The organism is Amycolatopsis sp. NPDC104863 (genome assembly GCF_055582965.1).
The window spans coordinates 35651-60582 of sequence record NZ_JBVJOW010000001.1; the positions used below are offsets into that span (position 1 = coordinate 35651).

Annotated in this window: 22 protein-coding genes and 2 pseudogenes; 16 read left to right on the plus strand and 8 right to left on the minus strand. The window is 72.5% G+C overall.

Features of this window, described 5'->3' with window-relative positions; translation table 11 throughout:
- Window positions 1–42 precede the first annotated feature (42 nt).
- Both ACZ63J_RS00180 and ACZ63J_RS00185 read left to right on the plus strand, forming a co-directional pair.
- Complete coding sequence (locus ACZ63J_RS00180) at window positions 43–978, plus strand: SDR family NAD(P)-dependent oxidoreductase (protein ID WP_465400665.1); 936 nt, start codon at window positions 43–45, stop codon at window positions 976–978.
- Window positions 975–1814 (plus strand): SDR family NAD(P)-dependent oxidoreductase, encoded by an 840-nt coding sequence (locus tag ACZ63J_RS00185; protein ID WP_465400664.1) that lies wholly within the window; start codon window positions 975–977, stop codon window positions 1812–1814. Before ACZ63J_RS00180 ends, ACZ63J_RS00185 begins: the two co-directional genes overlap by 4 nt.
- Window positions 1815–1817: 3 nt before the next feature.
- Here the strand turns inward: ACZ63J_RS00185 and ACZ63J_RS00190 are convergent.
- Window positions 1818–2072: pseudogene (locus ACZ63J_RS00190) on the minus strand (IS630 family transposase); the annotation flags it as partial.
- Window positions 2073–2204: 132 nt separating this feature from the next.
- On the opposite strand from ACZ63J_RS00190, the gene ACZ63J_RS00195 reads away from it, so the two are divergent.
- Window positions 2205–2726, plus strand: a complete 522-nt coding sequence (locus ACZ63J_RS00195; protein ID WP_465400663.1) for a hypothetical protein — start codon at window positions 2205–2207, stop codon at window positions 2724–2726.
- A gap of 85 nt (window positions 2727–2811) precedes the next feature.
- Window positions 2812–3872: pseudogene (locus tag ACZ63J_RS00200) on the plus strand (IS630 family transposase).
- On the opposite strand, the gene ACZ63J_RS00205 reads toward ACZ63J_RS00200, so the two are convergent.
- Window positions 3869–4420, minus strand: coding sequence for a TetR/AcrR family transcriptional regulator (locus ACZ63J_RS00205; protein ID WP_465400662.1), 552 nt, complete (start codon window positions 4418–4420; stop codon window positions 3869–3871). The pseudogene ACZ63J_RS00200 and the gene ACZ63J_RS00205 overlap by 4 nt on opposite strands.
- A gap of 61 nt (window positions 4421–4481) precedes the next feature.
- Here ACZ63J_RS00205 and ACZ63J_RS00210 point away from each other — a divergent pair, with 61 nt between their 5' ends.
- Together ACZ63J_RS00210 and ACZ63J_RS00215 are read left to right on the plus strand one after the other, a co-directional pair.
- Window positions 4482–5315 carry an SDR family NAD(P)-dependent oxidoreductase gene (locus ACZ63J_RS00210; protein WP_465400661.1) on the plus strand — a complete coding sequence of 278 codons (834 nt, stop codon included), beginning with the start codon at window positions 4482–4484 and terminating at the stop codon, window positions 5313–5315.
- Window positions 5316–5399: 84 nt separating this feature from the next.
- The gene (locus ACZ63J_RS00215) at window positions 5400–5786 is read left to right on the plus strand and encodes a hypothetical protein (protein ID WP_465400660.1); all 387 of its coding nucleotides are present in this window, start codon (window positions 5400–5402) and stop codon (window positions 5784–5786) included.
- 80 nt (window positions 5787–5866) lie between these two features.
- Here the strand turns inward: ACZ63J_RS00215 and ACZ63J_RS00220 are convergent, their stop codons facing one another.
- A complete protein-coding gene (locus ACZ63J_RS00220; RefSeq protein WP_465400659.1) occupies window positions 5867–8980 on the minus strand; it encodes an RHS repeat-associated core domain-containing protein in 3114 nt (1037 codons plus the stop codon).
- A gap of 224 nt (window positions 8981–9204) precedes the next feature.
- Between ACZ63J_RS00220 and ACZ63J_RS00225 the strand changes: the two genes are divergently transcribed.
- The 3 genes from ACZ63J_RS00225 to ACZ63J_RS00235 are packed head-to-tail and all read left to right on the plus strand — an operon-like array spanning window position 9205 to window position 11069.
- A complete protein-coding gene (locus ACZ63J_RS00225; RefSeq protein WP_465400658.1) occupies window positions 9205–10185 on the plus strand; it encodes an ArsR/SmtB family transcription factor in 981 nt (326 codons plus the stop codon).
- A 37-nt stretch (window positions 10186–10222) separates the two neighbouring features.
- On the plus strand, window positions 10223–10687 hold the full coding sequence (locus tag ACZ63J_RS00230; protein WP_465400657.1) for a hypothetical protein: 465 nt from the start codon (window positions 10223–10225) through the stop codon (window positions 10685–10687).
- Window positions 10688–10718: 31 nt separating this feature from the next.
- Window positions 10719–11069 (plus strand): hypothetical protein, encoded by a 351-nt coding sequence (locus ACZ63J_RS00235; protein ID WP_465400656.1) that lies wholly within the window; start codon window positions 10719–10721, stop codon window positions 11067–11069.
- Between the two features lie 51 nt (window positions 11070–11120).
- On the opposite strand, the gene ACZ63J_RS00240 is transcribed toward ACZ63J_RS00235, so the two are convergent.
- Window positions 11121–11579, minus strand: a complete 459-nt coding sequence (locus ACZ63J_RS00240; RefSeq protein WP_465400655.1) for a glycogen operon protein GlgX — start codon at window positions 11577–11579, stop codon at window positions 11121–11123.
- Window positions 11580–11659: 80 nt separating this feature from the next.
- Here ACZ63J_RS00240 and ACZ63J_RS00245 point away from each other — a divergent pair, with 80 nt between their 5' ends.
- The 3 genes from ACZ63J_RS00245 (at window position 11660) to ACZ63J_RS00255 (ending at window position 16218) form a co-directional block, all read left to right on the plus strand.
- A complete protein-coding gene (locus ACZ63J_RS00245; RefSeq protein WP_465400654.1) occupies window positions 11660–12394 on the plus strand; it encodes a TetR family transcriptional regulator in 735 nt (244 codons plus the stop codon).
- Between the two features lie 78 nt (window positions 12395–12472).
- Complete coding sequence (locus ACZ63J_RS00250; RefSeq protein ID WP_465400653.1) at window positions 12473–13402, plus strand: trypsin-like serine peptidase; 930 nt, start codon at window positions 12473–12475, stop codon at window positions 13400–13402.
- Window positions 13403–13458: 56 nt separating this feature from the next.
- The gene (locus tag ACZ63J_RS00255) at window positions 13459–16218 is read left to right on the plus strand and encodes an AfsR/SARP family transcriptional regulator (protein ID WP_465400652.1); all 2760 of its coding nucleotides are present in this window, start codon (window positions 13459–13461) and stop codon (window positions 16216–16218) included.
- A gap of 10 nt (window positions 16219–16228) precedes the next feature.
- Here ACZ63J_RS00255 and ACZ63J_RS00260 read toward each other — a convergent pair whose 3' ends face one another.
- A complete protein-coding gene (locus tag ACZ63J_RS00260) occupies window positions 16229–16879 on the minus strand; it encodes a TetR/AcrR family transcriptional regulator (RefSeq protein ID WP_465400651.1) in 651 nt (216 codons plus the stop codon).
- 92 nt (window positions 16880–16971) lie between these two features.
- Between ACZ63J_RS00260 and ACZ63J_RS00265 the strand changes: the two genes are divergently transcribed.
- The 3 genes from ACZ63J_RS00265 (at window position 16972) to ACZ63J_RS00275 (ending at window position 21672) form a co-directional block, all read left to right on the plus strand.
- Entirely contained in the window at window positions 16972–17856 is an 885-nt protein-coding gene (locus ACZ63J_RS00265; protein WP_465400650.1) for an SDR family NAD(P)-dependent oxidoreductase, read from the plus strand.
- Window positions 17857–17955: 99 nt separating this feature from the next.
- Window positions 17956–18699, plus strand: a complete 744-nt coding sequence (locus tag ACZ63J_RS00270; RefSeq protein WP_465400649.1) for a hypothetical protein — start codon at window positions 17956–17958, stop codon at window positions 18697–18699.
- 216 nt (window positions 18700–18915) lie between these two features.
- Window positions 18916–21672: an AfsR/SARP family transcriptional regulator gene (locus tag ACZ63J_RS00275; RefSeq protein ID WP_465400648.1), complete on the plus strand. Its 2757-nt coding sequence runs from the start codon at window positions 18916–18918 to the stop codon at window positions 21670–21672.
- On the opposite strand, the gene ACZ63J_RS00280 is transcribed toward ACZ63J_RS00275, so the two are convergent.
- Together ACZ63J_RS00280 and ACZ63J_RS00285 are read right to left on the minus strand one after the other, a co-directional pair.
- Entirely contained in the window at window positions 21669–21845 is a 177-nt protein-coding gene (locus ACZ63J_RS00280; RefSeq protein WP_465339988.1) for a hypothetical protein, read from the minus strand. The genes ACZ63J_RS00275 and ACZ63J_RS00280 overlap by 4 nt on opposite strands.
- 95 nt (window positions 21846–21940) lie before the next feature.
- Window positions 21941–22729, minus strand: coding sequence for a GAF and ANTAR domain-containing protein (locus ACZ63J_RS00285; protein WP_465400647.1), 789 nt, complete (start codon window positions 22727–22729; stop codon window positions 21941–21943).
- 181 nt (window positions 22730–22910) lie between these two features.
- Between ACZ63J_RS00285 and ACZ63J_RS00290 the strand changes: the two genes are divergently transcribed.
- Entirely contained in the window at window positions 22911–23291 is a 381-nt protein-coding gene (locus ACZ63J_RS00290) for an STAS domain-containing protein (protein WP_465400646.1), read from the plus strand.
- 68 nt (window positions 23292–23359) lie between these two features.
- Here the strand turns inward: ACZ63J_RS00290 and ACZ63J_RS00295 are convergent, their stop codons facing one another.
- Window positions 23360–24865 carry a phosphodiester glycosidase family protein gene (locus tag ACZ63J_RS00295; RefSeq protein WP_465400645.1) on the minus strand — a complete coding sequence of 502 codons (1506 nt, stop codon included), beginning with the start codon at window positions 24863–24865 and terminating at the stop codon, window positions 23360–23362.
- Window positions 24866–24932 lie beyond the last annotated feature (67 nt).

The following is a 24932-nucleotide window of genomic DNA, read 5'->3' on the forward strand; positions in this document are numbered from 1 at the left end:
CTTTCGCTTTCGGCATGGCCGGACCGGACCTAGCGTGGAGTCATGGACCTGATCAAGACCCCCTTCGGATTCCGCAGCACCGCGGCCGAGGTCGCCGCGGGCGCCGACCTGACCGGCCGGCGGGCCGTGGTGACCGGCGCGTCCTCCGGCCTCGGTGTCGAGACCGCGCGTGCCCTGGCCGCCACCGGCGCCGAGGTCACCCTGGCCGTCCGCGACGTCGAGGCGGGCGACCGCGCGGCCGCGGACATCACCGCGACCACCGGCGCCGCGGTGCGTGTGGCGCCGCTGGACCTCACCGACCCGGCGTCGGTCGACGCGTTCACCACCGCCTGGGACGGCCCGCTGCACGTCCTGGTCGCCAACGCCGGTGTGATGGCCACCCCCGAGAAGTACACGCCGCAGGGCTGGGAGTGGCAGTTCGCCACCAACCACCTGGGGCACTTCGCCCTGGCCACCGGCCTGCACGGCGCGCTGGCCGCCGACGGCGCCGCCCGGATCGTGGTGGTCAGCTCCACCGGCCACCAGCAGTCGCCGGTGGTCTTCGACGACGTCCACTTCGCCTTCCGGCCTTACGATCCGTGGCTCGCGTACGGCCAGTCCAAGACCGCGAACGTGCTCTTCGCCGTCGAAGCGACGCGCCGCTGGGCCCGTGACGGCATCACCGCGAACGCGCTGATGCCCGGCGCGATCTACACGAACCTCCAGCGCCACACCGGCGGCCGCGGCAGCGGCAAGGTCCCGCCCGAGCTGATCAAGACGCCGGAGCAGGGCGCGGCGACGTCGGTCCTGCTCGCGACGTCACCCCTGCTCGACGGCGTCGGCGGCCGCTACTTCGCCGACTGCAACGAGACCGAGACCATCGACCGCCGCGGCGACGCGGCGCCGCTGCACGGCGTCGCCCGGTACGCGCTCGACCCCGCAGGCGCCGAGCGCCTCTGGACCCTGTCGGAAACCCTGCTCGCCAAAGGAATCGCATGACCGGCAAAGTCGCTCTTGTCACCGGCGCCACCCAGGGCCTGGGTCTCGCCCTCGTCGAAGGGCTCGCCGCCCGGCTGTCCACTGAGGACACCGTCTACCTGACCGGCCGCGACGCCGGGAGGGTCGCGCAGTCCGTCGAAGCTCTCCCCGCCGGCGGCGCCCGGGTGCGCGGCGAGGTCCTCGACGTCGCTGATCCGCACGCCACCGACCGGTTCGCCGCGCAGCTGGGGGAGCGGCACGGCGGTGTCGACGTCGTGTTCGGCAATGCCGTCATGCGGGTCGGTCCCGACGACGATCCGCGCGCGGTCGTCGGCGCCTACGCCGAGGTCAACAACTTCGGCACCACCCGGCTGTTGCGGGCGTTCGCGCCGCTGCTGCGGGACGGCGGCCGGTTCCTCGTCGTCGCCAGCTCGTACGGCACGCTGAACCACCTCGCGCCCGCGCTGCACGACCGGTTCGACGGTCTGTCCTCTTTGGACGAGGTCGACAAGCAGGTGGCGGCCTGGCGCGACGCGGTCGCCGACGGCAGTGCCCGCGGCGGCGACTGGCCCGGGTTCGTCAACATCCCGTCCAAGATCGGCCAGGTCGCGGCCGTGCGCGCCCTCGCCGCCGGCCGGCGCGACGACGACCTCGCGCGGGACATCCTCCTCGCCGCTGTCTGCCCGGGCATGATGAACACCCCGACGTCCGCGCTGTGGTGGGACGTGAGTGACGCGCCGAGTCCCGCCCAAGCCGCGGAAACCTTGCTGGACCTCGTGTCCGGGCCGGTCGACCCCGCGCACTACGGCGAGCTGGTCCGCGACGGCGAGGTGGTGCCCTGGGCCCCGTGGCGGTGACGGCTAGTGTCGCGCGTCTGGGGTTCGTTGACGGGTGGTGTGGGGCAGGATCTCGTCGGCGGTTTTGGTCCAGGTGAACGGGTGGCAGCGGTTGTTCCTGCCGTCGATGAAGCTGCGGATCGCGGTGATGAGTTGTTTGACGTTGTCGAAGGATCCGCGGCGGATCGCCTGGCGGGTGATGCCGAAGAAGACTTCGACCAGGTTGAGCCAGGAGCCCGAGGTGGGCGTGAAGTGCAGCGTGATCCTCGGGTTCCGCAACGGCACTCAGTCGAGTAGGTGGCCGCATCGCTCGTAGGTCCACCCGTTCTTCCGGTCCAACCCGCGACCAGCCCAGACACATACTCCCGGGCCCGAGCCCCCTCCCAGTGCCCATCTGGTACAAAGCTACCCATGGACCTCGGGCGCCTGATCCGCGAGTACCCGATCGACAACAGGCGGCGCGGCAAGAACGGGCTTGTCTTACTTGGCACGGGCGTGGTGTTCCTTGCCATCGGCATCCCACTTCTCCTCGCCGACGCCAACCGCACCTACGGACCGGGACAGAGTCCGCCCTCAGGGCCAAACTTCATCGTCGGCGGCCCTCTCGCTCTAGGCCTCCTGGGGATCCTCTTCGGCCTCGTCATGCTGATCCGAGTGCTGCAGACTCGGGGCCACCTGATCGAACTCCACGAGCGGGGCATTGTCCGGCGCACCGGTCGAACCGAGCTGCCGATCCCGTGGGCCGAAATCTCCTCGGTAGCAGTCCAGGGCGAAGAACGGAAAGGACCCGGCCACGCTCTCGGAATCGAATTCCGCTGCGCTGTCGCTTTGCGCAATGGCCAGCGATTCGCATTCACCAGCTATACTGAAAATGCGACCGAGCTGGCAAGGAAGATAGCCTCGGCCGTTCCCGGAGGAACAACTTCGGGATAAGTCACGAGCGCACTCGACCGGCGTCGCGGTACTAGTGTTGTGCGTCGTTAGTTGGTTTATGGTTGCGGGTTTGCGATGATGGTTCATGCCTTCGTCAGTGTTGTTGGTCGGTGACGAGGACCGTGTGGTCCTGGAGTCGTGGGCGCGGTCGCGGGCGATCCGGGCCAGTCATGTCGAGCGGGCCCGGATCGTGCTGGCGGTCGCCGATGGGAACGGGACCGCGGCCACTGCCCGGCTGGTCGGGGTTTCCGTCCGACGGTGATCAAATGGCGCGACCGTTTCGCCGAGCACGGTCTGGTGGGATTGGACGACGAGCCTCGCGCGGGCCGGCCGAAGACCATCGACGACGCCTCGATCATCGCGGCGACGCTCGTGCCGCCGCCGGAGACGTTGGCGGTCACGCACTGGTCGAGCCGGCTTCTGGGCCGGCACCTCGGGATTGGGGACGCGACCGTGGCCCGGGCGTGGCGCAAGTATCACGTGCAGCCCTGGCGACTGCAGACGTTCAAGTTCTCCACCGACCCGGAACTGGAGGCCAAGGTCCACGACGTGGTCGGGCTGTACCTGAATCCGCCGGAGAAAGCCCTGGTGTTGTGTGTGGACGAGAAGTCCCAGATCCAGGCACTCAACCGCACAGCGCCGATGCTGCCGCTGCGCCCCGGGCTGCCGGAGAAAGCCACCCACGACTACAAGCGTAACGGAACCACGATCTTGTTCGCCGCTCTGGAGATCGCCATCGGCAAAGTCACCGACCAGTGCTACGACCGGCACGGCAAAGCAGAGTTTCTCGATTTCCTCAAGAAAGTGGCCAAGGCTTACCCGCGCCGCGAACTCCACGTCGTGCTGGACAACTACCACACCCACAAACACGCCGACATCAACGACTGGCTGGCCAGGAACCCGAGGATCACGCTGCACTTCACGCCCACCTCGGGCTCCTGGCTCAACCTGGTCGAAGTCTTCTTCGGCATCACCCGCCAGGCGATCCGCCGCGGATCCTTCGACAACGTCAAACAACTCATCACCGCGATCCGCAGCTTCATCGACGGCAGGAACAACCGCTGCCACCCGTTCACCTGGACCAAAACCGCCGACGAGATCCTGCCCCACACCACCCGTCAACGAACCTCAGACGCGCGACACTAGAAGCTCTTCACCAGCGCGGTGATGATGCGGGCGGCCGCGTCCTCGGCGGTGGTTCCCCAGTCCCAGTGCGGTTTGTGCAGGCGCAGCGACACGAGGCCGTGGTAGGCCGACCACAGCAGGAGCGCCGAGCTGAACGGCGTCTCCGGGTCGGCCGTCGCGACGAGCTCGACGATCCGGTTCTGCAGCCGCGGGCCGGTGGGCGCGCGGGTTTCCGGGACGGGGTCGCCGCTTTCGAAGAGCAGCTGGTACGCGCCGGGGTGGGCCAGGCCCCAGCGGACGTAGGCCTGGCCGGCCGTCACCAGGCGGTCCGCCTGTTCCGGCGTCGCGGTGATCGCCGCTTCGACGTGCTCGACGAGGTCGGTGTAGACGGCGTCGAGGATCGCCGAGCGCAGGTCGGCTTCCGCGGGGAAGTGCCAGTACACCGCGGACGGCGCGACCCCGCACTCGCGGGCGATGGACCGCAGGGAGGGCACGGCGAGGGCCTGCGGTTCGGCCAGCTTCGCCACGGCGGCGGCGACCAGCTCGGCGCGGAGGTTCCGGGTGACCATCTCGCCATTGAACACGTGTTCAGGTACAGTCCGCTACTGAACACATGTTCAGGAGGTGGCAGTGAAGACGATCTTCGTGACCGGCGCGTCCCGCGGCCTGGGGCGCGCGATCGGCGAGGCGGCCCTCGACGCCGGGCACCGGGTGGCGCTCACCGCCCGCGACCCCGCGTCGGTCGCCGACCTGGCCGCCGCGTACCCCTCGACGGCCGAGGCGCTGGCCCTCGACGTCACGGACCCGGCGGCGGCCGAGGATGCGTTGGCCGCCGTGATCAGGCGTTTCGGGGTGCCGGACGTGGTGGTCACCAACGCCGGCTATTCCGACATCGTGAGCATCGAGGACGCGGATCTGGCATCGGTGCGGGCGGTCGTGGAGACGAACCTCTGGGGTGTCGTCCACGTCGTCAAGGCGGCGCTGCCGCTGCTGCGCGAGGCCGGCCGCGGGCATTTTGTGCAGATCTCGTCGGTGAGCGGCCGGCTGGCGCCGGCGCCGGGGCTGGGCCCGTACGTGACGGCGAAGTTCGCCGCCGAAGGGTTTCTCGAAGCCGTGGCGAAGGAGACCGAGGGGTTCGGGATCCGGGTGACGATCGTCGAGCCCGGCCGGATGGCCACGTCGCTCGCGTCGTCGATGGGAATCCCGGTGGCGAGCGCGCCTTACGCGGATTTGGTCGCGCCGCTCGCGGCGGCCTACGCCGAGGGTGCTTCGGCGGGAACTTCCGCCGCGGCGGCCGCCCGATTTGTGCTCGACGTCATCGGGCTCGACGCGCCTCCGCTGCGGGTGCCGCTCGGGGGAGCGGCGTACGACCGGATTCTCGAGGCCGAGCAGGCCCGGCTGGCCGAGCTGAGCGCGTGGGAGACCTTCACCCGCAGTGTGGACCGGCCGGCCTCGATCGAGTGATTCGCCCGCGCGCGGTAAACCGTGGCTCGGTGATGCGTGTGAACCTCCTGAGTGATCAACATCCGCACACCTCGGGAGGAAACCATGCAGCTACGACGATTCTGCGCCGGCGTGATGATCGGCGGCGCGATGCTGGGAGGCACCGCTGTCGCGGCCCCCGGCGCCACGGCGAGCCCGGTCGAGACGCGGGGACCGGACTCGGTGGCCGGTCAGTTCGAATGCGGTTTCCTCCGGTGCAGCTTCGTCTTCACCAGGAGCCAGACGCGCACCATTTCGACCAGCGCCCTGCCCGGCACCGCGTGCGGCTTCATCCCGTTCCCGGGCAGCGCCGCTTGTGCGGTCAGTTACGCCGTCGCGAACCACGTCGCCAAGCTGGCCATCAGCGAGAACGCGTGCCTCAAGATCACCTACGCCACGGTGGCCCCGTATCCCTCGTGGTACTCCTCGGACGGCGGTTCCCGCTGCAAGTAGGCAGTGGTCCGAAGACGAAGCCCCACGCTGTCCTCTGCGTGAGGGCTTCGCCTTCGGGCTGCAACCGAACCGGCTGCGGGTCAATCGCCGAAGCCGTCCGTTATCCAATGCGACACGACGTTGCCGATGCATCCGCCGGTGGCGCCGACGATCGCGCCGGGAACGCCGCCGGAAAGGGCGCCTCCGACACCGCCGACCACGATGCCGGCGAGGCATGCCCTCGAGGTGTCGGCCGCCAGGCCGGTGGGGTCGAGACGGTTGACGGGATCGCCGCCGACGTACGCATACCGGCTTGCCATGTCGGGCTCCAGGACCAGGCTGACGGGGTCGAGAGCCGTCCAGTTGCCGGTGGCCGGGTCGTGCCACCGGACGCCGTGCCGGAGCCAGCCCGTGGTCTCGTCCAGCAGCCCCTGGGCGTAGCGGAAGGGATTGGCCGCGGAGACCGCGCCGGTGGCCGTGAGCTGCTTTCCGGTGGGGTCGTAGGTGTAAGAGGCCGTTATCGCGCCACTGCTGTCGATCAGGGTGACGGGACTGCTCCGGTTGTCCAGCGCGTAGTAGTGAGTGGTGCCGTCAGGCCGCTGGAAGATGAGCGGTACGCCGGTGGGGTCGGTGTCGATGTAGCTGGTTTGGCCGTTCTTGGTGAACGACTGGAGCATCGGGACGCCGTTGACGTCGCTGCGTCCATAGACGTAGCCGGTCGTGTCCGTCCCGGTGGTGGTCGAGACAAGCTCGTTCTGGTCGCCGCCTGCCCAGGTGTAGGTGCTCGAGGCCGAGCCTTCGGTGTGGGTGGTGGTCTGCCCGGCGGCGTTGTAGGCGAAGGCGCCCTGGGCCGGGTCGGCGGTCCGGTTGCCGGCGGCGTCATGGCCGTAACCGGCGTTCGAGATCTGGTTGCCCGCGTTGTAGGTCAAAGTCTGCGCGGTGGTCCCGTCAACCTTGGCCGTCAGCCTGTTGCCGGCCTTGTCGTAGGTGTAGACGTAGTCGTGACCGCCGTAGTTCGACACCGCTGTGAGCCGGTTGGAGGTGTCGTAGCTGTAGAGCGACACCGCGCCGCTGAGGTTGTCGGTCGACCATCTGATCAGACCGGTGTCGGTGCCGGCCGACGCTGACGGGCACGGTTGTCCCGCGACGCGGGGCGAGTAGCAGAATCCGGTGTCGTAGGCCTTGGTCGCGTCGTTGGACGCCCGCGAGGTCCAGGTCCGCGAAATCCGGCCGCTCTTGTCGAACGCGGTTTTCGTGTGGGCGGCGAAGGTGGTGTGTGCCGCGTTGGTCGTGAACCAGGTGTCGGTGCGCTTGCCGTCGTCGTCGTACGCGAAGGCGGTCTTCTGCCCGTTCGGGGTGGTCATCTCGGTGACCTGGTTCGCCGCGTCGTAGCCGTAGGTGGTGGCGCCGCGCGTGTCGGTCTTCGACGTCAGGTTCCCGGTCTTGTCGTAGCCATAGGACAACGTGCCGCCGCCGGAGGTCGCAGTACGTGAGGTGAGCCGGTTCTGCGCGTCGTAGGTGAAGGTCGTCGCACCCGAGGTGTCGGTGCGGGTGAGGACGTTGCCGGCACCGTCGTAGGTGAACGCCACGTCGGGGGTGCCGTCGGAGTACTGGATGGTCTTGACACGGTCGGCGCGGTCGTAGGCGTAGATGGTGCGCAGCCCGCGGCCGTCGCGGACCGCGTGCAAGCGCCCGAACCCGTCGTAGGAGAGCGCGATCGGCGCGAGGCCCGAGCCGGCCGGCGGGGTCGTGTCGGTGACCTGGTGGTCGGTGTTCGCGGTGTAGTCGGTGACGTTGGTGCGTGGGTCGGTGGCGGTGTCGAGGGTGCCGTCGGTGTTGTAGGCGACCTTCGAAGTAGCGGTCGCGGCCGTGTTGGCCGAGGTGAGCTGGTTCCCGGCGCCGTCGTAGGTGAACAGCTTCGTGTTGCCTTGCCGGTCGGTGCCCCCGGACGGCAGATACTTCGCAGCGCCGGTGTTCGAGTAGGTCGCGGTCGACTTCGCCCCGGTCGGTGTGGTCACGCTGGTCAGTGACTCGCCGGCATTCACCGCCGGGTCGTGCCCGAAGGTGGTGATGCCCCCGGTGCCGCTGGTCGAGGTCGCGATGTCGGTGAACGGGGTGTAGGTCTTGGCACGCCCCCGGCCGAGCGGGTCGGCCACGGACGTCACCAGCTCCTGGGCGTTGAGGAAGTAGTCGGTCTGCGGCCCGGCAGAGGGGATGGCTTCGGTGTTGTTCGGGCTCGCGACCAGTGTCTCGCCTGCGGAGTAGTAGGTGAACCGGGTCGCTGCGCCGCCATCCGGGTTCTCCTGGGTCACCTTCTTGACGCGGTGGGAGGCGTCGTACTGGATCGCGGTCTGCTTGCCGGCTCCGTTGGTGATCGTGGTCAGGTCACCGGTGGTGGGGTCGTAGCCGAACTGCGTGGCCTTCGACGTCGGGTCGGTGATCTTGGTCAGCTTGCCTGCGGTGTAGGTGTAGGTGACGCCGCGCACGGTGCCGTCGTCTCCGGTCTGGCCGATCGTGGCCAGGGCGCCCGACCAGGTGAGGCTCGCCGTCCGGGCGCCCGCGCCGCCACGGGTCGAGGTGACCTGGGACAGCTTCCCGGAGGTGTAGGTGAACGCGGAGGTCTGGGCGTTGCGGTCCTTGATCGTCAGCAGCTGCCCGGTCGTGTCGAAGGTCGACACGGTGTTGGCGTCGTGGTCGGTGATCGTCCAGCCTGACGCGGTCTTCACCATGGCGACCTTGAACTCGGCCGGCGCGGTGTACGCAGTCCCACCGGCGGATTGGAACAGGCCTTCACGGCCTTCGGGCGCGAGGTAGAGCACGGAGTTGTCGGAGTTGAGGACGACTTTGGTGTCCTGACCGACCCTCATCGCCCAGCCGGCGCCCGCTGATCCGGACGGCAGCGCGGCGCCCGAGCCGAGCCGCAGGCTGTTGTAGGTCAGGCCCAGCTGAAGGTCGCCTCGGATCCCCGGCAGGGTCAGGTCGGAGGTGGTGAGCAGCAGGTTGCCGGTGCCGACGTCGACCGACGCGGACACCGTGTCGGAGATCGGGAACGGGATCCGGGTCGCCGACGGACGGGGCCCGGTCATGGTCGGGGTGAGCACCGCGGCGGGACCGGCCTCGGCCGGAGTCACCGCGAGCAGGCTGCCGCACAACAGCAGTGCCGCGGTCGCGGCCGCCAGGGCCGGACGAGGACAAGACGTTCTTCGCGTGGACAAAGGGACTCCTGGTCAGCCGGTGAAGGTCGGGGCTTGCGCGGTCGGCTCACGCCCGGGTGTCCGGGGCGGTTGACGGTCCGACGGGCGATTCACCCGGATGCTCCAGGGCAAGCCCGGCGCCGAAGAGATTCAGCCGTCCCTGAATCCTTTGGTTCCGGGCTCCTCCGCCTGCATGCTGTTCCCCGTGGTCGCAGGGGGCGGCCGCGGCCTGAGGGGGCGGATCCGTGATCGAATTCGGGCTGAGCGTCGACGCGCTGGGGGCCACGCGGCTGGGGTACTCGCCGCTCGGGGAGGTCGCCTGCAGCCTGCGGGCGCTCGGGGACCCCGGCTCCGCGCCGCTGCTGCGGCCGTGGCTGCGGCACGTGCCCGGGCAGGTCGCGGCGGACGACCTGCGCTTGCTGCGGCTGGCCGTCCCCGACAGCGGCCTGGCCCCCGACTTCCTCTACCCGGCCGACGCGGATCCCGGGGTCTCCCTGGACGACCAGCTCGCCGGGCTCGCCGCGTTGCCCTTGACTCAGTACGAAGCCGAGCTCGCGCAGGTGTGGGCGTCCGAGCCCGTTCCGGAGCCGTTGCACGGCGAGAACGGCCGGGCCCGGTTGGTGCAGGCGCTGCGGTCCTACGCCGACCGGGTGCTGGTGCCGGTCCGGCCGCACCTGCGTGCCGCGCTCGACGCCGAGATCGCCCACCGCGCCCAGTGCGCCTTGCGTGACGGTCTCTACGGCGTGTTCACCGACCTGCACCCCGAAATCCGCGTCGACGGCGCGCGGTTGACCATCGCGAAGGGACACCACGCCTGCGCCGGGGTGGCGGAGGCGTCGATCACGCTGGTGCCGTCGGTGTTCGCGTGGCCGCGGCTGGTGGTGGTCAACCGCTCGCCGGACACCGTCCAGCTGCACTATCCCGTGCGCGAGATCGGCCGGGCGTGGCTGGACGTCGGTTCGGCCGGCCGTGGTGAAGACGCGCTGGCCGCGCTGATCGGGTCGACGCGGGCGCGCATCCTGCGTGAGCTCGCGGTTCCCCGCTCGACCAGCCAGCTCGCCCGGCTGCTCGGCGCCAGCCCGGGCGGGACCAGCACGCACCTGTCCACGTTGCGCCGCAACGGCTTGGTCACCGCGGCCCGGGAGGGCCGCAGTGTGCTCTACCGGCGCACCACACTCGGTTCGTCGATCGCCGCCGCGAGCGGCGAAATCGGCGAAGCGCGCTGATTAAACGGAAAACCGGAAAACGACAGAGAGGATCGGTATGCCCTTTTCACGAATTGCCGCGGGACTGACCCTGGCCGCCACGGCGGTGCTGGCGACCGCCGGAACCGCCTCGGCCCTCCCTTACGACGGCACCTGGCGTCCCTACGGCAACACCAACCCGATCACCAGCACGTGGAAGTGCGGTTCGACCTCGGACATCAGCGCGGGCATCAAGGCACAGTCCTGCGCGATCAGGTCGACGGACGGGCGGAGCGTCCAGTCGGCGGTGATCCTGCGCAACAACCGGACCACCGCCTACCGCGCGGACGTGGACGCGCAGCTCTACACCGCCGCGTCCTACCACCCTCTCGGCTCCTGGGCGTGCCGCCCGTCGGGCGTGGCCGCGAACTCGTGGTCGGTCTGCTTCGGAAAGACCCTCGTCAACAACGGACGGGTGTTTTCCGGTGGGCACGTCTACGAAGGCACGGCCACCCACGGGCTCGACCTTTCCCCGAATGTCTGACCCGATGACAAAACCGAAAAACGGAGGTGCCATGAATTCCCTCGTGAAGAAAGCGGCCGTGCTGGTCGGCGCGGCGCTCGCGACGACCGTCGTCGTCGCTTCGCCCGCGTCGGCCGCCGCACCGAGAGCCTTGGCGCGGTGCGCGGGCAGCACTTTTGTGGTCGCGAACTACCCCGCCAACGTCTACAGCGGCTGGAAGAGCTACCGGGTCATCGGCCACGTCGAAAAAGGCGATCTGGTCCGCTGCGCGGAAGGCATCGACCTCGGTCGCCGCTACACGGCGTGCGGCGTGTCCGACGGCAACGGCTGGGTCCGCCTGATCTCCGCCGACAACAAGGTCCGCGGGTGGTCACCGCAGGCGTGCTTCGTCGACCAGAAGTGACCGGCTGATCCTGCGAGGCGCCCGGGAACTCCGGGCGTCTCGCAGGAACGGCTAAGCGGGCCGTGCCGCCGCGAGGACCGCGTCCAGGCTCGGGAGCCAGCGCTGGTGGGGATCCGGCGCCTTGAGCCACTCCGTGGCCGCGTCCGTGCGGTGGGAGCCGGTCGGCAGGGGGAGCAGCGCGCCCCACGCCAGCACCTCGACAGCCTGGGGCAGCGTGTCGCGGGCGGGCACGAGCCCGTCGATCTCCGCGAGCAGCGCCACCCGCCGGCCGCGCTGGGTCGCCCAGGCCAGGACCGGGCCTTCGCAGCCGTTGGCGGCGAGGCGGTCGAGGAGCGGTCCGGTGCCCAGCTTCGGCATCGTCACCGCGCAGATCCCGTTTTCCAGCGCCAGGAACGGGCGCGGGCCGCGCCACTTCACCGACCAGCCGAAGAGACGGCTGTAGTAGGCGTTGACCCGGTCGTAGTCCACGGGGTGGCTCACGGCCGGGTCGAGCTGCTGGTCGAGCGACATCGTCGGCGCCTTCCGCTGGGGTGGGAACCAGCCTAACGGCACTGAGTGCCGCTAGCAACCCCGGCTGCTACCGTCCGGGGATGACCGATACCCCTCGCCGCGTGCCGGCCACCCGGGCCGGGGCGACGCCGGCGGGTCGTCGGCGGCTGCGCCGGGAGCTCGCGGCCGCGGCCGTGGACCTCTTCGCCGCCCACGGTTACGAGGCCACCACGGTCGACGAGATCGCGGCCGCCGCCGGGGTGGGGCGCCGCACCTTCTTCCGGTACTTCGACACCAAGGACGACGTGCTCTTCGCCAACCACGACGAGATCGTGGCGGAGATGGAGGAGGCGTTCGCCGCCGCGGACCCGGCGCGCGACCCGGTGGAGGTGGCCTGCGACGCGGTCGGGCTGGTGCTCGGCTCCTACGCCGCCGAGCTCGACGTGTCGCTCAAGCGGTTCGCGCTGACCCGGACGGTTCCTTCGTTGCGGGACAAGGAGGTCGCGACCGTCGACCGCTACCAGCGCGTGCTCGCCCGCTACCTGCAGGCCCGCTTCGAGGCGGCCGGTGACGAGGCGGCGAGCCTGCGCGCGGCCGTTGCCGCGGCCGCGATCGCCGCCGCCAACAACCATGTGCTCCGGCGCTGGCTGCGCGCCGGGGGCCGGGACGACATCACGGCCGCCGCGACCGAGGCGTTCGCGCTGGTCATGGAAGCTTTCCGGGCGCCCAAAACCGGCGAGGAGGGCACCGTGGTCGCGGTGATGACCACGGCGACGCCCCTGCGCGAGGTCGTCGCCCAGCTCAGCGCGGCGCTGCACGGCGACCGGACGAGCTGACCACTGGCACTCAGTGCCATAGTGGCAAGATCACCCGGCCGGCGGGCAACCCCGGCGACGAGCGGGCGTCCCCCGGACATGAGCCCGAACTCGACGAAGCCGCGCCGCGCCCTTGCCCGGGCCGTCACCCTGCTGGCGGTGGCCGGCGCCGCGGTGGCGGTGGCGGCCGCCCCGGCGACCGCGGCCGGGGACGACCAGGTCGTGACCCGCGTGAGCGAGGCCGACCGCGCCGCGGCGCTGGCCCACTGGACACCGGAGCGGATGCGGCAGTGGGCCGGCGACGACTCCCTGCCCCCGGCCGAAAAGATCGGCCGCGAGTGGACCGGCCCGGTGCCCGCGGGGGTCGGCAGGCTGTTCTTCACCGCCGAACCCGGCGTCGACGAGTCCTGCACCGCGACCGTGGTTCCCAGCTCCAGCAAGGACGTCGCGCTCACCGCCGGGCACTGCGTCAACGGCGGCCTGGACCGCTTCGACAACCCGATCAAGATCGTCAACGTCGTGTTCGTGCCCGGTTACGACCACGGGAAGGCGCCGCACGGGGTGTTCCCGGTCCGGGCCTTCGCCTGGTCCGCCACCTACTCGGGCCCCACCAGCGGCACCGACGACGACGCGGTGCTGGCCCTGGACCCGGTCGGCGGCCGGCACGTCGCCGACGTCGCGGGCACGCAGGACGTCTCCTTCGCGCAGCCACCGTCCCCTGTGGACACAACCCTCCTCGGGTACCCCGTCTCGAAGCTGGCCGGCGGCGAGGCGCTGGTCTCCTGCGCCCGGCCCGCCACCTTCGAGGCCAACTCGGTGAGCTCGGTGTGGAAGACCGGTTGTGACCTCGCCGGCGGCGCCAGCGGCGGCCCGTGGCTGCGGGACTTCGACCCCGCCACCGGCACGGGCACCCTCTTCGGCGTCACCAGCCGCGGCACGATGAACGAGGACCTCGTCACGCTCGACCTCACCAGCGCCGCCTTCACCGATCCGGTGCGGAAGCTCTACGAACGCGCCGGGGAGCTCTGAGCCGCGACCCGGTGGGATAGTGGAGGTCCGAACCTGGGGGAGCAGGGGAGGTCGGTGTGGCGACGCTGGTGCGTCTGCTGGGCGAGGTGGCCGCGCGGGTCGGCGGGCGGGACGTCGAGCTGGGTGGTCCCCGGCAGCGTTGCGTCCTCGCCGCCCTGGCGGTCGACGCGGGGCACGTCGTGCCGGTGGACCGGCTGGTCGAGCGGGTCTGGGGCGCCGACGCGGCGCCGCGGGCGCGGACCACGCTGCACGGCTACATCTCGCGGCTGCGCCGGGCGTTCGGCGACGCGGCCGACCTGGGCATCGTGCGACGCTCGGGGGGTTATGTCCTGACGAGCGGCCCGGACCCGGTCGTCGACCTGCACCACTTCCGCGAGCTGTGCCGGCAGGCCCGCGCGGACGACGGCGATGTCCGGGCGCTGACCGACGCGCTGGCGCTGTGGCACGGCGAGCCGCTGACCGGAGTGGACGGCGAGTGGGCCGACGCCGAGCGCGTCCGGCTGCGCGGCGAGCGGCTGGCGGCGCAGCACGACCTGGCCGACACCCGGCTGCGGCTGGGCCGGGGCGCCGACCTCGTGCCCGAGCTGTTCGCGCGCACCGCGGAACACCCCTTCGACGAGCGGGTGGCGGGGCAGTACCTCTCGGCGCTGCACCAGGCCGGGCGCGTGGGGGAGGCGTCGGAGCACTATCGGCGGTTCCGCGCGCGCCTGGTCGAGGAGCTCGGCACCGACCCCGGTCCCGCGATCCAGGCGTTGCACCAGCGCATCCTCGCCGCCGGCCCGCCGCTGCCGGCCGGTCCCCGCGCGCCGGCCGCCCCGCGGCAGCTGCCGGCGCCGCCCCGGGCGTTCGTCGGCCGCGGCGCGGAGCTGGACCGCCTCGACGCCGTGCTCGGCGACGTTCCGGGCGGGACGGTCGTGATCTCGGCGCTCTCCGGCGCGGGTGGCATCGGCAAGACGTGGCTGGCCCTGCACTGGGCCCACCGCCACGCGGCCCGGTTCCCGGACGGGCAGCTGTTCGTCGACCTGCGGGGGTTCAGCCCGGAGAACGCGCCGATGGCCCCGGCCGTCGCGGTGCGGGGGTTCCTCGACACGCTCGGCGTCGAACCCGAGCGCATCCCGGTCGACCTGCACGCGCAGTCGGCGCTGTTCCGCAGCCTGCTGGCGGGCAAGCGGGTGCTGCTGGTGCTGGACAACGCCGCCGACACCGCGCAGGTCTCGGCGCTGCTGCCGGGCAGCACGTCGTGCTCGGTCCTGGTGACCAGCCGCAACCGCCTGACCGGGCTGATCACCGGCCACGGCGCGCAGCACCTCCCGGTGGACGTGCTGTCGGGCACCGAAGCCCGGGCGCTGCTGACCGACCGGCTGGGCGCGGCCCGCGTGGCGGCGGAACCGGCCGTCGTCGACCGGCTGATCGGGCTGTGCGGCGGGTTCCCGCTCGCGTTGAGCATCGTCGCCGGCCACGCCCACACCCGTCCCGACCTCCCGCTGGCCGCGCTCGCCGCGGAGCTGCACGACCTCGGCCTCGGCGCGCTGGACAGCGAAGACCCCACCGCCAGCCTGCCCGCCGTCCTGTCCTGGTCCCACCGCGCGCTGAGCGCCGCACAGGCGAAGACGTTCGCGCTGCTCGGCCTCGCTCCCGGTCCGGACCTGAGCCTCGCGGCCGCGGCGAGCCTCGCCGGTCTGTCCACAAAGGACACCAGGGCGATGCTGCGCAGCCTCGAACAGGCGTCGCTCGTGGCCCAGGACGCCCACGGCCGGTGGGGGATGCACGACCTGATCCGCCGGTTCGCCGTGACCACCGGCCAGTCCCTGCCCGAGGCCGAACGGGAAACGGCGTTGCGGCGCGTGCTGGACTTCTACCTGCACACCGCGTCCGCCGCCGACAAGCTGCTGTACCCGCACTCGCAGGTGATGCCCCTCGACCCGCCGCTGGCCGGCACGGTGCGGCACATCTTGCCCGACGCGGCGACGGCGTTGGCGTGGTTCGACGCCGAGCACCCGAACCTCCTCACGGCGCAGCAGCTCGCGCGCGGTCGCGGGTGGCACGAGCTCGTCTGGCAGCTGACCTGGGCGCTCAACACGTTCCAGACCCGCCGCGGGCACCGGTACGACCAGCTCGCGGCGTGCCGTGCCGGGCTGGCTGCCACCGAGCACCTGCCCGCCGCCGCGCGGATCCTCGCCCACCGCCTGCTCGGCCGCGCCCACCTCGAGCTCGGCCGACGCGAAGACGCGCTCGATCAGCTGCACCGCGCGTTGGAGCTGGCCGCGAAGCACGACGACCGGGCGACCCAGGCCCACACGCACCGGACCCTGGCGCTGGCGTGGGAGCAGTGGGGTGACGACCGGCGCGCGCTGGAGCACGCCACGCGGGCGCTGGACATCCACCGCACCCTCGGCAACCCGCTGTGGGAGGCGATGGCGCTCAACGCGGTGGGCTGGTGCGAGGCCCGCGTCGGCGAGTACGACCGCGCCCGCGAGCACTGCCGCGACGCGCTGGTCCTGTTCCGCCGCCACGACGACGTCAACGGCGTGGCGGCCACTTTGGACAGTCTCGGGTGGATCGACCACCACACCGGCCGGCACGAGGAAGCCGTCCGGAACTACGAGCAGTCCTTGACCCGGTACCGGGAGCTGGGCGACGGCTACCAGACCGCGACGACCCTGGCCAACCTCGGCGACCCGCTGGTCTCGCTCGGCCGCGTCGGCGACGCGCGGGCGGCGTGGACCGAGGCGGAGGAGCTGTACCGGCAGCAGGGCCGGGACGCGGACGCGGAGCGGGTCCGGTTGCAGCGGAAGGCGGTCGGCCAGCCCGTCTGATCGTGGTCGCTCAGGCGCGCGCCGCGCCGAGGGTGACCGCCGTCAGCAACGTCGTGAGCTGCTCTCGGAAGCGCAGCGCGCTGTGGGCCCAGCGGGGCTCCTCCTCGTACAGCCGGCGCAGGGTCGGGGACGGCCGGGACAGCTGGTACAGGTAGGCCGCGCAGCTCATCGCCGCCGTCAGGACCGTTCGGGCGCCGTCGGGGTCCAGCCCCGCTCCCGTCTCGACCAGGGCCGCCGTCATGACGTCGAACGCCGATGTCGCCGCCGTTTTGTACTGGCGGGCGCGGTCCAGGCGCACCGCGCCCTCCAGGCTGAGGCCGACGTGGGTCTGCAGGTCGCAGAACAGCGGCAGCGCGTCGAGGGACCCGCTGACCACGTCGGCGACCTCGGCGGCGGTCAGGCGGCGGCCGCCGAGGTTGGCCAGGAGGCGGTCCCGCCAGTCGGCCCAGCCCTGCTCGGCCAGCTCGAGGAGGAGCTCTTCGCGGGATTCGAAGTACCGGCGCAGCGCCGACGGGTGCAGGCCGACGCGGTTCGTCACCTCGGTCAGGGTGACCTCGCGCACACCGCGGTCGATTGCGAGCTCGCGCGCGGCGGTCAGCAGGGCGGCTTTGCGGACCTCTTTGTCCTGGTCGGAGCGGGCGCGGCGGCGGGGCTGGGTCACCGCGCCAGGGTAACGCAACGCCTTTGACTTAACTTCGGCCCGGGTCTAGGGTCGAGTTAACGCAAAGACGTTGCGTTAAGAAGGAGCTTTCGATGAGTGCAGTGTTCTTCGTGACCGGATCGTCGCGCGGGCTCGGCCGCCGGATCGTCGAGCAGGCCCTCGCGGCCGGGCACCGCGTCGTCGCGACCGCCCGTGACCCGCGGGCCCTCGACGACGTCGTGGCCCGCTACGGCGACCGCGTCCACGTCGAGCGGCTCGACGTCACCGACGCCGCGGCCGCCGAAACCGCGGTGGCGAACGGGGTCGCCGCCTTCGGCCGGCTCGACGTCGTGGTCAACAACGCGGGCCAGGGCGACCGGGTGTCCCTCGAGGACACCACCCTCGACGTCTTCCGCCGGCAGATCGAGACCAACTTCCTCGGCACCGTCTACGTCACGAAGGCGGCGGTTCCCGTGCTGCGCCGGCAGGGCGGCGGCCGGATCATCCAGATCTCGTCGGTGGGTGGCCGCGTCGGCAGCCCCGGGATGACCGCCTACCAGTCGGCGAAGTGGGCCGTCGGCGGGTTCACCGAGGCGCTCGCCGCCGAGGTCGCGCCGCTGGGCATCAAGCTCACCGTCCTCGAGCCGGGCGGGATGCGCACCGACTGGGGCGGCGTGTCGATGGCGACGCCGGCCATCAGCGAGCCCTACGAAGCGACCGTCGGCGCCTCGGCCCGCGCGATGGCCGACTTCGAGGAGCACGCCAACAGCGACCCGCGGAAGGTCGCCGACCTCGTGCTCACCGTCGCCGGGCTCGACGAGCCGCCGCTGCGCCTGCTCGCCGGGAGCGACGCCTACGAGTTCGGCCGCGAGGCGTGGCAGCACCGCGTCGACACCGACGCGAAGTGGGCCCACCTCAGCAGTTCGACCGACCACGACGAGGCCGGCGGCGCCTGGCGCGGCCAGCGCGGGGTGAGCCTGCCCGACGTGCGGGCGTGACGCCGTCGGGTGGTCGAGGTTCCGGATGGCCCCCGGGTGGGTAGCCCACAGGTGTGAGGCTGCAGGCGCCGCCTGCTGCGACGAGTGAGAGGTGATCACATGAGCCAGGGCGACGCCCCGGTCGGGCGATCGGTGAAGACGGCGGCGGCCGGGGTCCGGGATCTGGCCGCGGAAGCCGCGCGGGTGGGGGCGGCCGCGGCCGCGCGGGCGGTCGAGATCACCGACCGGAAGCTGACCGAAGGCGCGGACGAGCTCGCGAAGGTCGGCCGCGCGGCGACCAAGGACTTCGACAAGAGCACGAAGTCGTCCCGCCGCGAAGTGCGCGCGAACTCCGTGGCCGCGCGCGACGAAGTGCTGTCCCGCGCGGTGAACCTGCGCGACCCGGGCCGGAAGGCGGCGCTGGCGGTCGCGGCCGTGGCGGGTTCGGCGGGCGAGTCCGGCCGCAAGCGGCGGAAGGCCGTCGCGACGGCGAAGCGCGACCTCGCCGTCGCGCTCGAAGAGGCGAAGAGCGCGGCGCGCGGTGAACGCTCCCGCAAGTCCCGCTGGCCGTGGCTGGTGGCGCTCGGCGTGGTCGCCGGCGCTGTGGTGGCCGTGGTGCAGGTCCGGCGGTCGAACCCGTTGGTGGAAGCGGACTCCGTGCCGGCGCCGGCGCCGAACGCGACCACCACGCCGGCCGGGACGACCCCCAAGCCGGCCACGCCGGTGACCCCGGCGGCCCCGGTCGCCCCGGTTGCCGAGAAGCCTGTCGAGCCCGCGAAACCGAAGCCCGCCCAGCCGAACGGCAAGCACACCGAAGGCGCGAACGGCCACACGGCCGCCCGCAGCCAGAACAAGGCCAAGTAGGCAAGCAGGCACCCGCCGACGGGGCGTCGCACCGGGAATCCCGGTACGGCGCCCCGTCGTCGTGCGTGGACCCGGTGTTCCGCCGAGCGGGACGGGGCTCCGGCGAATCCCCTGGTCAGCGTCGTCCCGCCGGTTCGCGGGGCCGGCGACCCGTGCGCTAGGTTGGAAATTCGCCGTTCGTGCGTGCGTTTGAGGGGGCAAGGCGTGGTCTCGATGATGCGCTTGCTGGGGGAGGTCGACCTGCGGGCCGGCGAGGGCACGGTGGACCTCGGGCCGCCGAAGCAGCGTTGTGTCGCGGCCGTGCTGGCCGTCGAGGCGGGCCAGGTGGTTCCCGTCGACCGGCTGGTCGAGCGGGTCTGGGGCGCCGACGCCCCGCCGCGGACGCGGACCACCCTGCACAGCTACGTCTCGCGCCTGCGGATGGCGCTGGCCGGGGTCGACGGGGTCGCCGTCGTGCGCCGGTCCGGGGGTTACACCCTGGAGATCGACCCGGACCTGTTCACCGTGGACCTCCGCCTCGGCCGCGAGCTGCGCGCGGCCGCCCGGACCGACCAGGAGGGGGCGCCGGCGCTGCTCACCCGCGCGCTGGCGTTGTGGCGGGGCGACGCCCTCACCGGGCTGGCGGGGGAGTGGGCCGAGGCCGAGCGCGAACGGCTGGGCCAGGAGCGGCTGGCGACCTGGCAGGACCTCGTCGACGCCCAGCTGCGGCGGGGCCTCGGGGAGGACCTCGTCGTCGAGCTGGCGGCGCGCACCCGGGAACACCCGCTGGACGAGCGGACGGCCGGCCAGTACCTCATGGCTCTGCACCAGGCCGGGCGCACCGCCGACGCGTTGCAGCACTTCCAGGTCGTCCGCGAGCGCCTCGCCGAGGAGCTGGGCGTGGACCCCGCCGCCGCCCTGCAGGAGCTGCACCGGCAGCTGCTGGTCGCCGAGCCGCCGCCGGCCCCAGTCGCGGACGCGGGGGAGGCGGCGCCGCCCCGGCAGCTGCCCGCCGCGCCCGCGTCGTTCGTCGGCCGGAGCGCCGACCTGTCCAGTTTGGACGGTCTGCTCGCCGGTCCCGGCCCGGCCGGCACGGTGGTCATCTCGGCCATCGCGGGCGCGGGCGGGATCGGCAAGACGTGGCTGGCGCTGAGCTGGGCGCACCGGCACGCCGGCCGGTTCCCGGACGGGCGGCTCTTCGTCGACCTGCGCGGGTTCAGCCCGGAGGACGAGCCGATGGCGCCGGCGGTCGCGGTGCGCGGGTTCCTGGACGCGCTCGGCGTGCCGCCGGGCCGGATCCCGGCCGAGCCGCACGCCCAGGCGGCGCTGTTCCGCAGCCTGGTCGCGGGCCGGCGGATGCTGCTGGTGCTGGACAACGCCGCGTCCACCGCCCAGGTCGTCCCGCTGCTGCCGGGCAGCCCGGGCTGCACCGTCGTGGTGACCAGCCGCAACCGGCTCTCGGGCCTGATCACCGGGCACGGCGCCCGGCAGCTGCTGCTCGACGTGCTGACCGACGAGGAAGCCCGCGCGCTGCTGGCCGACCGCCTGGGCGCGGCCCGGCTGAGCGCCGACCCGGCCGCCGTCGAGCGGCTCATCCGGCTGTGCGGCGGGTACCCGCTGGCGCTGAGCATCATCGCCGGGCAGGCCCACACCCGGCCGCGCCTGCCGCTGCCGGTGCTCGCGGACGAGCTGCAGGACCTCGGCCTTGGCGCGCTGGACGACGACGACCCGACGGCCAGCCTGCCCGCCGTGCTGTCGTGGTCGTACCAGCGGCTGTCCCCGGAGCAGGCCACGATGTTCGCGCTGCTCGCGATCGCGCCCGGCGCCGACCTCACCCTCGCGGCGGTGGCGAGCCTCGCGGGGTGCTCGCCCGCCGGCGCGCGGGCGCGGCTGCGCGGCCTGGAGGACGCGTCGCTGATCACCCAGGACGTCCGTGGCCGTTACGGCATGCACGACCTGATCCGGCGCTACGCCACCGACATCGCGCAGCGCGACCTGACCGGCGACGAGCGTGACGCGGCGCTGCGCCGGGTGTTCGACTTCTACCTCCACACCGGTTTCCACGCCGAACGGGTCCTCGCGCCCTACCGCAGCCCGATCCGGCTCGATCCGCCCGCGCCGGGGACCACCCCCCAGGCGCCGCCGGACATCACCGCCGCGATGGCCTGGTTCGAGGTCGAGTACGAGACGCTGCTGGCGGCCCAGCAGCTGGCCGTCACGCTCGGCCGGCACCGCGACGCGTGGCAGCTGGCCTGGGTCCTGACCACCTACCACTACCGGCGCGCCGACCGGGAGAAGCGGCTGGCGGTGTGGCAGGTCGCCGCGGACGCCGCCCGGCGCCTCGAAGACCCCGAAGCGCACATCGTGACCTTCGCGCACCTCGGCTACGCGCTCGCCGACCTCCGGCACTACGACGAGGCAGCCGACCACCTGCACGCGTCGCTCACCCTGGCCGAGCGGCACGGTGACCTCGCGGGTCAGGCCTACGCCCAGCACACGCTCGCGCAGGCCGCGACGTACCAGGAGGACTACCGGACCGGGATCGAGCACAGCCGCCGGGCGCTGGAGCTGTTCCGGGCCCTCGACGACTCCCTGTTCGAGGCCATCGAGCTCAACCAGCTCGGGTGGCTCTTCTGCTGCCTCGAGGAGTTCGGCCCGGCGCAGGAGCACATCGAGGCCGCGCTCGCCCTCGTCCGGCGGCACCCCGCGCCGTCGAACGAGGCGCACGTGCTGGGCAACCTCGGGTACATCGACCAGCACACCGGCCGCCACTCCGAAGCGCTCGGGCACTACGCGGAGTCGCTCGCCCTGCTTCGGGAGGTGGGTGACTCGAAGAACGTGGCGCTGGCGCTGGACTGGATCGGCCAGACCCACCGCAGCCTGGGCGACGAGGAGCAGGCCCGGGCGGCGTGGCTCGAAGCGCTCGAGCTCTACCGGGAACAGGGCCGTCACCAGGCCGCCGACCGCGTCCAGGACGAGCTCGACGGGCGTTAGCGCGCCGGTGCACGGCGTGCGACGGCGGCCAGCGCGCCGGCGCCGGCCAGGAGCACGAGCGCCAGCAGGAGGTGCCACAACGCGCCGAGCCGGACGGCCAGCACGACGTTGACCAGCCCGAGCACGGCGTACACGAGCGCCAGCACGCCCAAAGCCGGTCTCCTGGCTGCCATGGTGATCCGTCCTGCCGGGGTCCACGGGGAATCGGACCGCCGGGGGCGGGTGTTACCGGGCCGGCGTCAACCGATGCGAGGTCGATGCGGGACGCTCAGCCGGCGGGCAGGTCGATCTCGGTGTGCCGGGCGGCGAGCGTGCCGGCCAGCTCGGCCAGCTTGACGTTGAGGTCCTGCGACGTCCGCCGGAGCACGTCGAACGCCTCGTCGGCCGTCACCCCGCGGCGCGCCATGATGATGCCCTTGGCCTGGCCGATGACGTCCCGGCTGCGGATGGCCTCGCGCAGGTGGGTGGCCGCCAGCTCGGCGCGCGTCACCGCGTCGGTGCGGGCGATGGCGAGGGCGGCGTGCGTGGCCAGCAGGAGCAGGACGTCGCGATCGGCTTCGTCCAGGGCGTTCGGGGAGCGGCCGTAGACGTTCAGCGCGCCGGCGGAGCGGCCGGTCGGCGGCCCGGGAATGAGCGCGGTGGAGAGGACGGAACCGACCCCGAGCTCGACCGCGCCGGGCGCCCAGCGGGGCCAGCGCGGCTCGTCGGTCAGGTCCGGCGCGATCGCCACGGCCGGCCCGGCCGGTTCGGCGGCCTCGACGCACGGGCCTTCGCGGAAGCGGTACTGCAGCAGGTCGAGCTCGACGGCGACCTCGCCGGTCTCCGCCGGGGTGTGGAACCGCCCGTCCGGGCCGATCAGGGTGAAGCTCGCCAGGTCGGCGGCCGGCACCATGAGGGTGGTCGCCTCCAGGACGCGCCGCAGCACGTCCTCGACGGTGGGCGCGGTGAGCAGGCTCGCCGTCAGCTCGGCGAACTGCCGGGCCAGCGGGCCGCTGCCGGGTGCCTCGGCGGCGGCGAAGGCCGCCTTGTCCTGCTGCCATTCGTCATCGGTGGTCATGGCCGTTCTCCCTGGTGGCGCTGCGGGGAAGACGGCTGGCTTCTCAACCATCGCGAGCCCCAACCTAACCCGTCCGGGCTGCCGGTCGCCACGACCCGGGTCCGCCACGGTTGGCAAATCGATGACAAATCGATGCAAGCCGCCTAAGGTCGGGCACCGACCAGCCCGAAGGAGATCTCCTGTGCCCGACGACGCCCCATTCCCGCTGACGGTCAGGGTGCGCACGGTGCCCGAAGCCGTCGTCGTCGCGGCGGACGGCGACCTGGACCTCGGCACCGCCCCGGTGCTGCGCGACCAGGCCCGCGAAGCCCTCGACGGCACCCCGGGCGCGCTCATCGTCGACCTGGGCGGCATCACGTTCTGCGGTTCGGCGGGACTGCAGGTCCTGGCCGAGCTGGTCGCGGCGACGGAGGCGGCGGACCTGCCGTTCGCGGTCGCGACCGACCGGCGCGCGGTGCTGCGCGTGCTGGAGCTCACCCGGCTGGACGGCCGCCTCAGCGTGCACCCGACGGTCGCCGAGGCCCAGGCCTGGATCCGCGGCCGGCGCCGTCACTTTCCCTGAGAAAGAGGCGTTCGAACGCTCGGTGCGCGTCACTTTCCCCAGGAAAGATGCGCCGCCTCACGCGGATTTCACGGCTGGGAGCGCCGGGGGAGGACCAGCAGCGCGTCGCCGACCGGCCGTTCTCCCGTGGCGTCCGACGGTGAGCTCACCAGCTTGCCGCCGATCGCCATCGCGGTCGAGCCGCCGCCGTCCAGGTTGATCGCGGTCACCGCGCCCAGTCGCGCCAGCAGCTGCGCGCCCTCGATCAGCGACAGTCCCTCGCTGTACCCCGGCTGACGGCCGTCGACCGTCACGACCAGCAGGCGGCCCTGGCGGTCGAGCCCGACCATCGTGCGCGGGTTGCGCTTGACCCCCCAGCCGTACACGAAGGACGGGTCACCGGGGTGCACAACCCCGTCCGCCGCCGCGTTCACCATGATCCGTCCATTGTGGACCAGCCATGGGCCGCCGTTGACCACGCCGGCCGGGTGGGCCGGGCGGGCGCCCTCGAACACGCGGGTTTCGACGCGCAGCTTCGCGCCCGGCCGGGCGTGCCCGGTCAGCCACGTCGCCGCCGTGCCGATGCCCTGCACCGTGTGGCCGCCCGCGGGCACCTCGCCGCCGGCCGGGCGCACCGCCGTCACCACGTCACGCGCGTCGAGCACCGCCTCGACACCGTCGCCGGCCGGAGTCGGCGTGCCCAGCTGGGGCGTGAACAGCACCAGCTCGTCCGGGTGGGTGCACGTCGTGTCCTGCAGCGGGCGGTCGGTCGGGACGTCGCCGGGCTCGCCGCAGTTGCGCACGATCCCCGGCTTGCGGTTGACGCCGTTGACCGCACGGCCGCCGACGGTCACCACCGTCCGCGGGACGCCGATCGACGGGCGGTCGCCGAGGAAGAGGGCGGGCCGCCCGGTGGTCGCTTCGCTCTGCAGCCGGCCCTGGTAGACGCCGACGCCGGCCGGCTCGCCGGGGATGCCGTCGCGCGGGTCGATCACGAAGAACCCGCCGTTCGTGCCGACGAGCGCGCCGGCCGCGGCCGCCAGCGCCGACGTCGTCCGCCGTCCCGACACCGATTCGCCGTGGGACGCGACGACACTTCCGGTGAACCGCCGCGGATCGACGACGGCGACCCGCACGTGCTGCGGCCCCTGGGCCTCCGGGCCGTCCTGGCCGGTCCACTCGACCGTGGTGGTGAAGCCGGTCATCGCGCTCGCCGTCGCGGCGGCCTGCGCGCGGTCGGCGAAGGAGCCGACCCGCACCCGCCAGCCGAGGGCGCCCCGCGGGGTGTCGGCGAAGGCAGGCCAGTCGACGCGCTCGGCCCGCGCCGCGAAACCCTTGCCGCGCAACGAGGTCACCAGCGTCTCGGCGTGCTCGCGGCTGCCGAGCGCGGACGGCGGCGCGTCCGGGTCGGGGCTCGACCCGCCGGGGACCAGCACGGTGATCGTCCACGTGTTGTTTCCGGTGCCTTCGCCGGTCACCGTGGTGTGGACGGTGACGCCGGGCGCGAGCGTGTCGTCGCCGGCCGACGCGGGCGTGCCCAGTGCGACGGTCAGCGCGGCGGACAGGGCCAGCGCGGCGGGGAGCTTCGTCTTCACGCGAGGCAAGCTACCCCGGCGGGGTGGACTTCTCCCCGGTTCCGGCCGAACTTCCGGTGTACGGCCC